Genomic DNA, 13,860 nt, shown 5'->3' on the forward strand with positions numbered 1-13,860 from the left:
CGCACGGGAGTCACTTGGTGAGATGGTCCGGCCCGAAGGCCTGCGGCAGCATCTCGGAGAGCGGCAGGATCCCGGCCGGGGTCTCGAGCAGCAGGCCGGGGCCGCCGAACTCGTGGAGCAGCTGCCGGCAGCGCCCGCAGGGGACGAGGATCTCGCCCTCGCCGTCCACACAGGTGAAGTGCGTCAGCCTCCCGCCCCCGGTGTTCTGCAACTGCGAGACCAGCCCGCACTCGGCACACAGGCCGAGACCGTACGAGGCGTTCTCGACGTTACAGCCCGTGACGACCCGCCCGTCGTCGACGAGGGCGGCCGCGCCGACCGGGTAGCCCGAGTAGGGGGCGTACGCGCGGGCCATCGCGGTGCGCGCCTCCTCCCGCAGGGCCGCCCAGTCGACCGTCGCGGGCGGGGTCACTTGCCCTGCCCCTTCCGGTACGGCAGACCGTCCGCCTTCGGCATCCTCAGGCTCTGCGCGGACAGCGAGAGCACCAGCAGGGTGACGATGTACGGGGTGGCGCTCACCAGCTGCTTGGGGACCTCGTTGGTGCTGACGTACCAGACGAACATCAGGGCCGAGACGACGGCCGTGATCAGCGCGGGAAGGTAGCGCTTGCGCCAGGCCAGGTACGCGGCGCCGAACACCAGCAGGATCGCGAGCAGCAGGATCAGCGCGTGGACGTTGGTGGTGCCGCCGCGCAGGTTGAGGCTGTCGGTGTAGCCGAACAGGCCCGCGCCGAGGGCGAGTCCACCCGGCATCCAGTTGCCGAAGATCATCGCGGCCAGACCGATGTAACCGCGGCCGGCCGTCTGGCCGTCCAGGTACACGTTGGACGCCACGATCGACAGGAACGCACCGCCGAGACCCGCGAAACCACCGGAGATGATCACGGCGATGTACTTGTACTTGTAGACGTTGACGCCGAGCGACTCGGCCGCCACCGGGTTCTCGCCGCAGGAGCGCAGCCGCAGACCGAAGGCGGTGCGCCACAGCACCCACCAGGTGACCGGGACGAGGGCCACCGCGATCACGGTGAGCGGCGACAGGTCGGTGAACAGGCCGCCGATCAGGCCCGCGACGTCCGACACCAGGAACCAGTGCTTCTGGTTCAGCGTGTCCAGCCAGCTGGACAGACCGGGGATGTCGAAGGTGCCCAGCGAGTCGATCGGCGGGGACTGCTTGGAGGAGCCCTGCGGCTGGTTCTCGAAGGTGAACTTCGACAGATAGCGCGTGGCGCCGAGGGCCAGGATGTTGATGGCCACACCGGAAACGATGTGGTTCACATTGAAGGTGACGGTGGCGATGGCGTGCAGGACGGCGCCGAGGGCGCCTCCGATGATGCCGAAGACGACACCCGTCCACGGGCCCCACTGGTAGCCGGCCCAGGCGCCGAACCAGGTGCCGAGGATCATCATGCCCTCGAGGCCGATGTTGACGACGCCGGAACGCTCGGACCACAGGCCGCCGAGGCCCGCGAGGCCGATCGGGACGGCCAGGCGCAGGGCGGTGGACATCTGCCCGGTCGAGGTGATCCCCTCCGCGCCGCTGATCAGGCGGACGATCGAGGTGAGCACCAGCACACCCGCGATGACGAGCAGGAGCACGGGGAGAGAGACACGGCGGCTGCCCTTGCCGGGCTGCTGCGCCTTCGGCTTCGCGACGGTCGCGGTGGTCATCAGGCAGCCACCTCCTTCTTGTGGTTGTTGTTGCCGGCGGCCGCGGCTGCCAGCTCCGCGCCGACCCGCTTCTGCTGGCGGCGCAGGCCCCACTGGCGCACGGCCTCGTAGGAGATGACGACCGCGAAGACGATCAGACCCTGCATGATCGTGGCGATCTCCTTCTCGTACGCGACCGGGGTCGCGTAGTCGAGAGCCGGGGACGCCTTGTCCAGGAAGGCCCACAGCAGCGCGGCGAGCGCGATGCCGCCGGGGTTGTTGCGGCCCAGCAGGGCGATGCCGATGGCGGTGAAGCCGAGACCGGCCGGGAAGGTCAGGGCGTAGGTGTGGGAGTCGCCGAGCAGCAGCGGCAGGCCGGACAGACCGGCGACACCACCGGAGATCAGCATCGCCGTGAAGACCATCTTCTTGGCGTCGACGCCGGAGGCCGCGGCGGCGGTCTCGGAGGCGCCGGTGGCCCGCAGGTCGAAGCCGAAGCGCGTGCGGTTCAGGACGAGCCAGTAACCGATGCCCAGGAGGACGGCGAGGAAGACCAGGCCGTAGATCTCGCCGACGTCGGCGCCGAGGTTGATGCCGGGCACCCAGCCGGACTCCTTCATCACGCCGGTGGTGATGTTGTCACCGACCAGCACACCGAAGTTGTCGGTGAGGGTGAGATAGCCGATCACGCTGGTGGCGATGGCGTTGAGCATGATCGTCGAGACGACCTCGCTGACACCACGGGTGACCTTCAGGACGCCCGCGATGCCGGCCCAGAAGGCACCGGTGAGCAGACCCACCAGCAGGAGCATCGGGACCTGCAGGAAGGACGGCAGGGCCACATGCGCGCCGACGACCGCGGTCATCATGGCGGCCAGACGGTACTGCCCGTCGACACCGATGTTGAACAGGTTCATACGGAAGCCGAGGGCCACCGCGAGAGCGGCGATGTAGTACAGCGACGCCTGGTTGATGATCAGAACCTGGATGTCGGAGAACCCCACCTGCTCCAGCATCAGCCGGTAGGGCTCGAACGGGTTCTTGCCCGAGGCGATCAGCACGATCGAGGTCAGCACGATCGCCGCGACGAGCGCGAGGACCGGACCGGCCACCGCGAGGAGCGCGCGCTCCTTGTCGAACTTCTTCATCGGGCCTCGTCCTCCGGGGCGGCTGCTTCGTCGACGTGTTCCAGATGACCGGACGCGGCGCCGGTCATGGCCGAGCCCAGTTCCTCCGGAGTGATGGTGGCGGGGTCGGCGTCGGCGACCAGCCTGCCGTTGTAGATCACCCGCAGGGTGTCGGACAGGCCGATGAGCTCGTCCAGGTCGGCGGAGATCAGCAGTACGGCCAGGCCCTCGCGGCGCGCCGCGCGGATGTGGTCCCAGATCGCGGCCTGCGCGCCGACGTCCACACCGCGGGTGGGGTGGGCGGCGATCAGGAACTTGGGCGCGTGGCTCATCTCCCGGCCGACGATCAGCTTCTGCTGGTTGCCGCCGGAGAGGGAGGCCGCGGTGACGTCGATGCCGGGGGTGCGGACGTCGTAGTCCTTCACGATCCGCCGGGTGTCCTCCTGGGCACCCTTGGGGTCGATCCAGAAGCCCTTGGCGTTGGGGCGCTCGGTGACGTGTCCGAGGATCCGGTTCTCCCAGAGCGGGGCCTCCAGCAGCAGGCCCTGGCGGTGCCGGTCCTCGGGGATGTACCCGATGCCCTTCTCCCGGCGCTTCCGGGTGGCCCAGGAGGTGATCTCCTCACCGAGGAAGGCGATGGTCCCGGAGTCGGCGTTCTTCAGGCCGATCAGCGCCTCGATGAGCTCGCTCTGGCCGTTGCCCTCGACGCCGGCGACGCCCATGACCTCGCCCGCGTGGATGGTGAAGGTGATGTCGTCCAGGACGCGGCGCACACCGTCGGCCTCCGACACCTCCTCCGTCAGCAGACCGGTGCCCGCGGGCTCGGCGAGCTCTCCCAGGGAGGCGCCCCCGCTGGCGTAGACCGTGAGGCCCTTGACCTCGACGACGGGCTTGTCGGTGACCGTGGACTCGGCGGTCTCCGGGGTGGGCAGTTCGCTGCCCACCATCAGCTCCGCGAGCTGCCGAGGAGTGGTCTCGGCGGGGACGGCGGTGCCGACCGTCGTACCGCGCCTGATGACGGTGATCTCGTCGGCGACCGAGAGGACCTCGCCCAGCTTGTGGGAGATGAAGATGACGGACAGGCCTTCGGCCTTCAGCTCGCGGAGGTTGTCGAAGAGCGCGTCGACCTCCTGCGGAACGAGCACGGCGGTCGGCTCGTCCAGGATCAGCGTCGTGGCGCCGCGGAAGAGGACCTTGAGGATCTCCACGCGCTGGCGGTCGGCGACACCGAGGTCCTCGATGAGGACGTCGGGACGCACGTTCAGCCCGTACCGGTCGGAGATCTCCTTGATCTTCTTGCGCGCGGCGGCGCCGATGCCGTACAGCTTCTCGCTGCCGAGGACCACGTTCTCCAGGACCGTGAGGTTGTCGGCGAGCATGAAGTGCTGGTGGACCATGCCGATACCGCGCGCGATGGCGTCCGCGGGGCTGTGGAAGGCGACCTGCTCACCGGCGACGGTGATGGTGCCCTCGTCAGGCTTCTGCATGCCGTAGAGGATCTTCATCAGCGTCGACTTGCCGGCGCCGTTCTCGCCGACCAGGGCGTGCACGGTGCCCTTGCGGACCGTGAGGTGGATGTCATGGTTGGCAACGACACCCGGGAATCGCTTGGTGATTCCCGCCAGCTCGACCGCGATCGTCGACGTTGCGGTGAGCGGAGGGCTGCTGGACGCGTCGATGGCGCACTCCTCTTGGAAAAGGGGCCCCTCTACGCGCGTAGCGCCCCTGCCTTAAATAGTGCTCGGACCTGACCGGTTCCGATCGTTCCGAGCATTGTGCCGCGCGAACGGGGTGCGGGTCGGACTTCCTTCCCACACCCCGTTCCCTGGCCTCAACGCTGCCATTACGACGACGCCTTGACCATGGCCTGTTATGGCCTCTTGTCCTGGGCGTCCCGGCACCGTGACGTCGGTGCCGGGACCCGGGGGTTGTACGTCAGCGCAGGCGGACGGTCAGGACGTCTTGACGGTGATCGAGCCGTCCTTGATGCCCTGCTCGGCCTTCTTCAGCGCGGCCTGCAGGTCGGCGTTGTTCTTGAACGCCGGGTTGGAGTCGGCGAGGCCGACGCCGCCGTTGTCGAGGCTGCCGCGGATGTCGCCGGACAGCGGCTTGTGGTCCTTGATGACCGACTTGGCGAGGTCGTAGACCGCACCGGAGACGTTCTTCAGGGCCGAGGTGAGGATGTAGTCCTTGTACGCCGACAGAGCACCCTGGCTGTACTGGTCGGAGTCCACACCGATCGCCCACACCTTGTGCGCGGCGGCGGCCTTGATGACACCCTGGCCGGACAGGCCCGCGGCGTGGTAGACGACGTCCGCACCGGCGTCGATCTGGCCGTTCGCGGCGTTCTCGCCCTTGTCGGGGCTGGAGAAGCCGCCCTCCTGGGCCGTCTGCGTCAGGTACTGCGACTCGATCTTGATGCTCGGGTTGACCGACTTGGCGCCCTGGTCGAAGCCCGCCTCGAACTTGTGGATGAGCGGAACGTCCACGCCGCCGATGAAGCCGATGTGGTTCTTCTTGGTGGCCTTGGCGGCGGCGACACCGGCCAGGTAGGAGGACTGCTCCTCGTGGAAGACCAGGTCGGCGACGTTCTTCGCCTGGATGGTGTTGTCGTCGATGATGCCGAAGGTGATCTTCGGGTACTTGGCCGCGGCCTCCTTGACGGCGGGCGCGTAGGCGAAGCCGACACCGATGACCGGGTTGTAGCCGGACTTGGCCAGCGTCTCCAGGCGCTGCACCTTGTCCGCGTCGGACTCGCCGTCCTGCGGCTCGATGTCCCGGCCGCTGACACCGAAGTCCTTCTCGGCCTTCTGGAAACCGGCGTACGCTGCATCGTTGAAGGACTGGTCGCCCTTGCCGCCGACGTCGTACGCCAGGCCTATGCCCTTGCTGGAGCCGCTCCCGGCGGACCCCGTGGACGAGCTTCCGCAGGCGGAAACGGTGACGGCAAGTGCTGCGGCTGCAGCACCGGCAACGGCGAAGCGGGACACCCGGCGCATGGAACGTGACTCCTTTGTGCGTGCGCCCATACCAGGCGCTGGTTCCGCGGCAGCGTAACGCGCGTAGACCAGACGGAAAACCCCTTCTGTCCGGTCCGTTATCGAGATGTGGCCACAGACACAGGACACGTCACGGAGAGCGGTGCGCCGCTTGCGGGAGGCGAGGACCGGCATGCCGTGAGGGCCGTGGGAACACGGCCTGTGCCCGGGCGGCACATGGGGGAGGCCGGGTCGCCTCCGCGCCGCCGGTACAGCGCGCAGGACGGTGACCGGGAGGCGTCGCGGCCGCCCACGATGCGGGGCGCGGGCGTCGCCGGGCCGGACCGCCCGACGGCAGGGAGCGGCTCGGACACCCGCGCATGAGGGCGCCCCGGCCGATGTGTTCCGGCCGGGGCGCCCTCATGTCGTGGAACGACCCGTGCGGCTACTTCGTGTTGACGGTGATCTTGCCGTCGATGATGTCCTGCTTGGCCTTGTCGACCGCGGCCACCACGTCCTTCATCGCCTGGTACTTCGGGTTGGTGTCCGCGAAGCCGACGCCGCCGGACTTGAGGTCGCCACGCACCTCACCGGACAGCGGCTTGCCGTCCACGACCGACTTCGTCAGGTCGTAGACCGCGCCGCCGACGTTCTTCAGGGCCGAGCCGAGGATGTAGTCCTTGTACTTGGCCAGCGCGCTCTGCTGGTACTGGTCGGAGTCGACACCGATCGCCCACACCTTGTGCGCGGCCGCGGCCTGGATCACGCCCTGACCGGACAGACCCGCCGCCTGGTAGATGACGTCCGCGCCCGCCTCGATCTGGCCGTTCGCCGCGTCCTTGCCCTTGTCCGGGCTGGAGAAGCCGCCCTCCTGGGGCGTCTGCGTCAGGTACTGCGACTCGATCTTGATGCTCGGGTCGACCGACTTGGCGCCCTGGGCGAAGCCCGCCTCGAACTTGTGGATGAGCGGGATGTCCACGCCGCCGATGAAGCCGATGTGCTTCTTCTTGGTCGTCTTCGCCGCCGCGACGCCCGCGAGGTAGGAGGACTGCTCCTCGTGGAAGACCATGTCGGCGACGTTCTTCGCCTGGATGGTGTTGTCGTCGATGATGCCGAAGGTGACCTTCGGGTACTTGACCGAGACCTCCTTGACGGCGGGCGCGTAGGCGAAGCCCACACCGATCACCGGGTTGTAGCCGGACTTGGCCAGCGTCTCCAGGCGCTGCACCTTGTCCGCGTCGGACTCGCCGTCCTGCGGCTCGATGTCCCGGCCACTGAGCTTGAATTCGCTCTCGGCCTTCTGGAAGCCGGCGTACGCGGCGTCGTTGAAGGACTGGTCGCCCTTGCCGCCGATGTCGTACGCCAGGCCGATGCCCTTGCCCGAGTAGCCGGAGGAGTTCTTGTCCGAGCTGCTGCTCGACTCCGAGCTGGACTTGCCGCACCCGGCGGCCGCGAGGGCGATGACCGTGACGGCCACCGCAGCGTGGGAGAACCTCGTCCTCCGTGAGATCAGACGCACAGCAAGCACCCCTTTTTCCCCACGGCACCGTCACCGGTCCGCATTCCCCAATGCGCCGCCACCGCGGCGATTTCGGCGCACAGTAACGCGCGTAGAAGGGGAGAGGAACGGGGTTCCACGTGGCCGTTATCGATTCGTGCCGACACCGGGTTACGTTTGCGCGCCGACCGTGACGCACGCGTGACGCGAACGGATGAAGGGGTGCCAATCGGGCACCCCTTCCGACCACTTGGAGAGCACCTTCCGGCCGACTCGCCGGGGTGCGCGGGCCTACCGCTCCGCGTCCAGCAGCGCCGCCGCCGTGAACAGTTCCACGCCGACCGTGATGGCGTGCTCGTCGACGTCGAAGTCGCCCTGGTGGAGGTCGCGCACGAGGCGCTCGCCGGGACGGCGGACCCCGAGGCGGGCCATCGCTCCGGGCACGTGCTCCAGATACCAGGAGAAGTCCTCGCCGCCGAGGCTCTGTTCGGTGTCCTCGACGGAATGGCCGCCGCGCCGCGCGGTCATGGCCTCGCGCAGCAGCTCGGTGACCACCGGATCGTTGACGACGGGCGGCACCCCGCGGATGTAGTTGATCTCCGACTTCGCCTTGTACAGGTTGGCGATCTCGTCGATCGCGGCGTGCACGAGGTCGGGCGCCTGCCGCCAGGCGTCGAGGTCAAGACAGCGCACGGTCCCCGAGAGCTCGGCGTGCTGCGGGATGACGTTGGGGGCGTGCCCCGACTCGATGCGGCCCCAGGTGACCCCGAGTCCGCTGCGGGCGTCGACACGGCGTGCGACCAGTACCGGCACCTCGGTGGCGACGCGTGCGACGGCGGTGACGAGGTCGGTGGTGAGGTGAGGGCGGGCGGTGTGGCCGCCCGGGCCGTCGAGACCCACCTCGAGCCGGTCGCAGGCGGAGGTGATGGGGCCGTGCCGCAGCCCGATCCGCCCGGCGTCGACCTTGGGGTCGCAGTGCACGGCGATGATCCGCCCGACGCCGTCGAGGACACCCGACACGATGGCGTCGGCGGCCCCGCCGGGCAGAACCTCCTCCGCGGGCTGGAACAGGAGCCGCACGGGCCGCGGCAGCCGGCCCTCGCGGTGCAGCTCGGCGAGGACGAGACCGGCGCCGAGGACGACGGTGGTGTGCACGTCGTGACCGCAGGCGTGGGCACGGTCGGGCACCGTCGAGCGGTAGGTGCAGTCGGCCTTGGTGTCGGGGATGGGGAGCGCGTCGATGTCGGCGCGCAGGGCGAGCATGGGACGTACGCCGTCCACGTCGCCGATGTCACAGACGAGCCCGGTGCCGCCGTCGAGGACGCGCGGGGCGAGTCCGGCCTGCTCCAGGCGGGCCTTGATCGCGGCGGTGGTGCGGAACTCCTGGTTGCCGAGTTCCGGATGCATGTGCAGGTCGCGGCGGAAGGCCACGAGTTCGGCGCGCAGCGCCTCGGGCAGCGCGCCGGGGAGCACGGCGTTCCCCGGGTTTTCGGCCTCGGACTCTCTGGACATCACGTGGTTCACCCTTTGAAGGGTAGGGCGATCGGGCGGCCGACCTACCCGCGATCACAAAACTTCAGCCCGTCAGGCGAAGAAAAGTCGGCCGCGCGCCGCATGGTCGGCGGGCGGAATGGGTATGCTCACCCGTCTTTCGGGCGTCGGGACCTTGACGGTGTCCTGGCCGGGTCCGCCGGGGGTGACCGCGGAGCCGTCCGGCGCCACGGGGGCGTCCGGTGATCCCTGCACGGGCCCGCTCCCCTGTGCGAGCGTCCCGTGACGGGAACGCCCGGAGGGCCCGTGCGATTCCCGTACCCCACGCATACCACGTCATGGCCCGGTTCCTCTCCCGTAAGCACCGGTCCACGCGCTGGTTCGCCCTGCGGCACCCACGGCCGACGTTCACATGGCGGGACGGTGAACCCTGGAAAGCAGCCGCCGGGGCCCCGCCCCCGGCGGGTAGCGTGCGCCACCGTGAACCACCAGGAACCGGACTTCGTCCGTACCGCACGACTCGCGTACGACGCCATGGCCCCGTACTACGACGCACACCACCCGGACACCGCGGGGAATCGGCCGCTGGAGTCGGCCCTGGTCGGCGCCCTGGCGGATCTGGTGCGGGCGAACGGTCCGGCCCCGCTGGCCGACCTCGGCTGCGGCCCCGGGCACGTCACGGCCCGCCTGCAGGACCTCGGCGTCCCCGTCTTCGGGGTGGACCTCTCCCCCCGGATGGTGGATCTGGCCCGCCGCACGCACCCCGGTGTCCGGTTCCACGTGGGCACGATGACGGCCCTGGACCTGCCGCCGGACACCCTGGGCGGCATCGCGGCGCTCGATGTGATCGACCACGTGCCGCAGGAGCACCTGACGACGGCGTTCGACGAGTTCCACCGGGTCCTGACCCCCGGCGGCCACGCCCTCGTGGCGTTCCGTACGGGTGACGACGAGCACGGGCGGGTCGCGGGAGGCTCCGGGCGGGAGACGGCACTCGACCACCACTGGCACGCGCCGCAGACGGTCGCGGACCACCTCGCGAAAGCGGGCCTGCCCCTGCGGGCACGCATGCTCCTGGAGCCGGACGCGGGCGAGCACCGGCCGCGCGCGTTCCTGCTCGCCCGCAAGCCGGGCCCCCTGGACTGACGGCGTCGGCCACCGGCCGGAAATCGCCGGCCGGCCCTTGCGCCATTCGGGGTCCTGCCCCGCGGCCCGGCACGGACCACGGCGGGCGGGGGCCCGCCGGGCCCGTCAGCCGAACCGCCCTGCCACGTAGTCCGCCGTGCGCTGGTCCTTCGGGGTGCCGAAGATGTCCTCCGTGGGCCCGTGCTCGACGATCCCGCCGGGGGTTCCCTGTTCGGCGAGGAAGAACGCGCACTGCTGGGAGACCCGGGCGGCCTGCTGCATGTTGTGGGTGACGATCACGACGGTCACCTGATCGGCGAGTTCGTGGATCGTCTCCTCGACCCGGCGGGTGGAGGTGGGGTCGAGCGCCGAGCACGGTTCGTCCATGAGCAGCACCCGGGGCCGCACGGCCAGCGCGCGTGCGATGCACAGTCGTTGCTGCTGGCCGCCGGAGAGCGCGCCACCCGGCTGGCGCAGGCGGTCCCTGACCTCCTTCCACAGGCCGGCGCGGGTCAGCGACTCCTCGACGAGCTCGTCCTTCGTGCGGCGGGTCGCCCGCGTTCCCGTCAGCCGCAGCCCCGCCACCACGTTGTCGTAGATCGACATGGCGGGGAACGGGTTGGGCTTCTGGAAGACCATGCCGATACGGCGCCGGGCGTCGGTCAGCCGTCGCTCGGGGGCGTAGATGTCCTCGCCGTCGAAGAGCACCTCACCCGCGAGCTGCGCGGCCGGAATCAGTTCGTGCATCCGGTTCAGGGTGCGCAGGAAGGTGGACTTGCCGCAGCCGGAGGGGCCGATGAGCGCGGTGACGCGGCCGGCCGGCATCGTCAGGGAGACCCGGCTGAGCACCTGGTGGCTGCCGAACCAGGCGGACACCGAGCGGGCTTCGAGGGTGGCGGGAGCGGGGACCGCGGCTGTGGGCAGGGGCGGCATTGCTTCGGTGTCGATCAGGGTCTCGGTCACGTCGGGTACCTCGGTTCGGGGCGGGGCCGGTGCGGCGGTCACAGCAGGTTGGGCAGCAGTTCGGTGGTGCGTGTGGCGACCTGGAGGCCCAGCACCGCGACCAGGGGGGCGAAGACGATCCACGTCTGGTGGCGGCCCCAGCGGTGCCATGCCCACACCGCGGCGACGGACACGAGCAGCAGCGCCTGCAGCCACATCACCAGCGGCCACGGCACTCCGGCGGGGCGGGCGAGTGGCTCTTCGGACTGCGGCAGCGTGCCGGAGCGGATGACGGCCGCCGGCGTCTGGAAGGGCGCGGAGACCAGGTCGGCGTCGACACGCAGGACGCCCCCCGGCATGTAGTCCGGGCCGGTCGCCGTGACCAGCACGAGCCTGCCCTTGCCCGTGGACAGCGGCGCGGGTGCCGGATCGCCGGCCCGGCGCACGCCGAGGACCTGGTACGTCGCCTTGCCCTGGCCGGTGACGACCGTGAACCTGGTGCCCTCCCGGAGCCTGGCCAGTCCTCCGAACGGGCCGCCGTACGCGGCCGCCCGGCCCATCAGCACGCTCGTGCCCGTCTGGCCGGGCATCGGGGTGTCCCTGCGGTGTCCGGGACCGTCCGTCATGACCGTGGAGTCGGTGCCCTCGAGGACGACCTGGGTCATGTCGAGCGCGGGTACGTCGATCAGCGCGACCGGGGTGCCGGGGGCCAGCAGCCGGCCGTCCTGGTCGGTCTGGGCCACCGGAGCGGTGCCCAGGGCGAGTTGGTTGCGCAGCTCGTCGAACGCGGTGTGCTGTGCGGAGTGTTCCTGGATGCCGCTGACCATCAGCAGCTGGGCGGTGATGCCGAGCAGCAGGGCGGCCAGGCTGAGCAGGGCGCCGCGGGCGAGGTGGCGGACGGCGGTGACGCTGCGGGCGCGCGCCCGCAGCGCGGCCGGAGCGAACGTGGTCGGTACGGCGACGGTCACGGCGGTCCGCCTCCTTCGATGGTGATGAGGGTGTTCGGATACGGCCGGGGAGACCGCGGTGGCCGCGGTCTCCCCGGCAGCGGGCGTCAGGTGGACTTGATGGTGAAGTTGACGCCGTTCCTGGAGTTCACGGTCGAAGAGCCCGTGTAGTACGCGTGCATGGTGTGGTTGCCGCGGCTGAGCTTCGGCAGGGTGAGGGTCACCTTGCCGCTCTTCAGCGTGCCGGTGGCGATGACGTGCGAACCCGCGTAGATGCGCACGGTGCCGGTCGGGGTGGTGCCGGTCGCGGTGACCTTCACGGTGACCTTGGCACCCGAGTTGTGGCTGACCGTCTTGGGCGCGGAGGTGCTCACCGACGGGGTCGCCTTGGTGATCGTCAGCTTGACGGTCGTGGAGGACGTGTTGAGCTTGCTGCTGCCGCCGTAGGAGACGGTCAGGGTGTGCGTGGCGACCTTGAGGTGGTTCGACAGGCCGATGGTGACCTTGCCGGAGCGGTCCAGGGTGCCGGTCCCGACGGTGGTGCTGCCGTCCTTCAGCGTCACCTTGCCGGACGCGACGGTGCCGTGCGTGCCGGTGACGGCGACGGCGACCTTCGGCGTCTTGCCGTACGCGGTCTTGGCGGCGGTCGCCTTGGTGGTGCTCGAGTACTTCACGGCGCCGGTCCACGTCGCGAGGACACCGGAGCCGTTGAGGTTCGCGGCGCTGACCGAGGCGGTGTAGGTGCCGAGGGCCAGCCCGCTGAAGGTGTACGAGGTGGCGGTGGCCGGGACGTCCTTGACGGCCACGACGGCGCCGTCCGCACCGGTCAGCGTCACGCGGTAGTCGGTGACGGGCAGGCCGGTGGGGGCCGGAGCGGTCCAGCCCAGCTTGACCGACGCGTCACCGGGGGTGGCCTTCAGCGCGGGCTTGCCGGGCGTCTTGGCGTCGAAGGTCGACCCCTCGAGGCCGCCGAACTTCGCGTGCTTGGTCGGGTTGATCGAGCCGTTGTAGGACTCGTTCACGAAGCCGAAGGCGGCGATGGTCTTCTCCGCGTCGTCGGACGCCAGCGCGGCGGTGTGGCTGCCGTTCGTGACCAAGACGTCGTAGAGGTCCTTGTCGAAGAAGATGCTGGTCGGGTCGATCGCCCGGCTGGGCACGACGTTGTAGACGTCGCGGCCGAAGGTGGCGTTCTCGTAGTAGCTGTTGAGCGGGACGAGGTGGCCGTTGGACGTGCTCACCGGCTCGGTCTCGCCGGTGTCGCCGGGCAGCCGCACCGCGGCCAGGTAGGCGCCGGCCGCGGCGGCGGCCTTGCTGTGGTCCGGGGCCACGCCGTTGTTCTGGGCGATCCAGCTGCCCACGGAGAACGGGACGAGGGCGCCGTCCTCGGTGACGGCGTCGTCGGCCTGGTTCTCCTGGACGGTCGGGATGGTCGGCGCGATCGTCGAGTCGCTCAGGCCGATCGCCGACAGGAAGAACTTGCGGGTGCCCGACCCGCTCTGCGGGATCTTCGGGTGGACGGTCTGGCCTTCCACCACCGTGAGCGTACCGGCGTAGATGTCGTGCAGCTGGTCGACCGACAGCTTGTGCAGGGCCGAACCCTTGACCGCGACGCCGACCGCGTCCCGTGCGAACGGGATGTAGGTCAGTGCGGTACCGGAGGTGCTGGGGCCGCCGGAGGAGCGGGCGAAGTCGACCTGGCCCTTGATGGTGGTGCCGGTGCTGTTGGGCCACTTGTCGCCGGTCAGCGCCATCGTCAGCGCGATGCGGCCGTTGCCGGAGCCGTTGGGCCGTAGGAAGGACGGGCCGCCGGACCGGGTCCGGATCGAGGACGTGGTGGAGCCGGTTCCGGGCTCGACCGCGTCGTAGGAGGCGATACCGGCACCGCTCGGCGCCTTCACCGGGGCGTAGCCGGAGGCGTCACCGGCGAGGGCGTTCAGCACGTCCTGCGTGGTGTCGGAGCCCACGCCGACGAGCTTGCGGAAGGTCCCGGCGGGGGCGGGGTCGGCGGACGCCGGGGCGGCGAGGGCCAGGCCGCCGGCCACCACGGCCGCGGCTACAAGCGCCGCCGTAGAGCGCGTTCTGCGCATCGAGAGTCTCCTGAC

Annotated in this window: 11 protein-coding genes; 1 reads left to right on the plus strand and 10 read right to left on the minus strand. The window is 70.1% G+C overall.

The genetic code is table 11. The features are described 5' to 3' along the window. Positions 1-10: 10 nt before the first annotated feature. From RCR19_RS14615 to RCR19_RS14645, 7 genes are all read right to left on the minus strand, one after another. Positions 11-412, minus strand: coding sequence for a cytidine deaminase (locus RCR19_RS14615; protein ID WP_331265558.1), 402 nt, complete (start codon positions 410-412; stop codon positions 11-13). Continuing rightward, a complete protein-coding gene (locus RCR19_RS14620) occupies positions 409-1,671 on the minus strand; it encodes an ABC transporter permease (protein WP_331265559.1) in 1,263 nt (420 codons plus the stop codon). The genes RCR19_RS14615 and RCR19_RS14620 overlap by 4 nt, the downstream gene beginning before the upstream one ends. Further along, complete coding sequence (locus RCR19_RS14625; RefSeq protein WP_059128478.1) at positions 1,671-2,798, minus strand: ABC transporter permease; 1,128 nt, start codon at positions 2,796-2,798, stop codon at positions 1,671-1,673. Before RCR19_RS14625 ends, RCR19_RS14620 begins: the two co-directional genes overlap by 1 nt. Then, positions 2,795-4,414, minus strand: coding sequence for an ABC transporter ATP-binding protein (locus tag RCR19_RS14630; protein WP_331269439.1), 1,620 nt, complete (start codon positions 4,412-4,414; stop codon positions 2,795-2,797). The genes RCR19_RS14625 and RCR19_RS14630 overlap by 4 nt, the downstream gene beginning before the upstream one ends. Before the next feature lie 315 nt (positions 4,415-4,729). Continuing rightward, on the minus strand, positions 4,730-5,776 hold the full coding sequence (locus tag RCR19_RS14635) for a BMP family ABC transporter substrate-binding protein (RefSeq protein WP_331265560.1): 1,047 nt from the start codon (positions 5,774-5,776) through the stop codon (positions 4,730-4,732). A gap of 424 nt (positions 5,777-6,200) precedes the next feature. Beyond that, positions 6,201-7,265 carry a BMP family ABC transporter substrate-binding protein gene (locus RCR19_RS14640; protein WP_331269440.1) on the minus strand — a complete coding sequence of 355 codons (1,065 nt, stop codon included), beginning with the start codon at positions 7,263-7,265 and terminating at the stop codon, positions 6,201-6,203. A gap of 279 nt (positions 7,266-7,544) precedes the next feature. After that, a complete protein-coding gene (locus tag RCR19_RS14645) occupies positions 7,545-8,765 on the minus strand; it encodes an amidohydrolase (RefSeq protein WP_331265561.1) in 1,221 nt (406 codons plus the stop codon). A 459-nt stretch (positions 8,766-9,224) separates the two neighbouring features. On the opposite strand from RCR19_RS14645, the gene RCR19_RS14650 reads away from it, so the two are divergent. Next, complete coding sequence (locus RCR19_RS14650; RefSeq protein ID WP_331265562.1) at positions 9,225-9,890, plus strand: class I SAM-dependent methyltransferase; 666 nt, start codon at positions 9,225-9,227, stop codon at positions 9,888-9,890. 105 nt (positions 9,891-9,995) lie between these two features. On the opposite strand, the gene pstB is transcribed toward RCR19_RS14650, so the two are convergent. The 3 genes from pstB to RCR19_RS14665 form a co-directional block, all read right to left on the minus strand. Then, positions 9,996-10,802, minus strand: a complete 807-nt coding sequence (pstB, locus tag RCR19_RS14655; protein ID WP_331269441.1) for a phosphate ABC transporter ATP-binding protein PstB — start codon at positions 10,800-10,802, stop codon at positions 9,996-9,998. A 68-nt stretch (positions 10,803-10,870) separates the two neighbouring features. Next, positions 10,871-11,779 carry a sortase gene (locus RCR19_RS14660; protein ID WP_331265563.1) on the minus strand — a complete coding sequence of 303 codons (909 nt, stop codon included), beginning with the start codon at positions 11,777-11,779 and terminating at the stop codon, positions 10,871-10,873. Positions 11,780-11,865: 86 nt separating this feature from the next. Then, complete coding sequence (locus RCR19_RS14665) at positions 11,866-13,845, minus strand: Ig-like domain repeat protein (RefSeq protein WP_331265564.1); 1,980 nt, start codon at positions 13,843-13,845, stop codon at positions 11,866-11,868. Positions 13,846-13,860: the final 15 nt, after the last annotated feature.

It is taken from the genome of Streptomyces sp. WAC07094, assembly GCF_036320405.1.
In the GTDB taxonomy this organism is placed as follows: Bacteria; Actinomycetota; Actinomycetes; order Streptomycetales; family Streptomycetaceae; genus Streptomyces; species Streptomyces lannensis.

What these genes read in the sequence shown, in the direction of transcription:
- RCR19_RS14620 (WP_331265559.1), bottom strand. Translation starts at nt 1,671, where the DNA reads ATGACCACCGCGACCGTCGCGAAGCCGAAGGCGCAGCAGCCCGGCAAG.
- RCR19_RS14625 (WP_059128478.1), bottom strand. Translation starts at nt 2,798, where the DNA reads ATGAAGAAGTTCGACAAGGAGCGCGCGCTCCTCGCGGTGGCCGGTCCG.
- RCR19_RS14635 (WP_331265560.1), bottom strand. Translation starts at nt 5,776, where the DNA reads ATGCGCCGGGTGTCCCGCTTCGCCGTTGCCGGTGCTGCAGCCGCAGCA.
- RCR19_RS14645 (WP_331265561.1), bottom strand. Translation starts at nt 8,765, where the DNA reads ATGTCCAGAGAGTCCGAGGCCGAAAACCCGGGGAACGCCGTGCTCCCC.
- pstB (WP_331269441.1), bottom strand. Translation starts at nt 10,802, where the DNA reads ATGCCGCCCCTGCCCACAGCCGCGGTCCCCGCTCCCGCCACCCTCGAA.
- RCR19_RS14665 (WP_331265564.1), bottom strand. Translation starts at nt 13,845, where the DNA reads ATGCGCAGAACGCGCTCTACGGCGGCGCTTGTAGCCGCGGCCGTGGTG.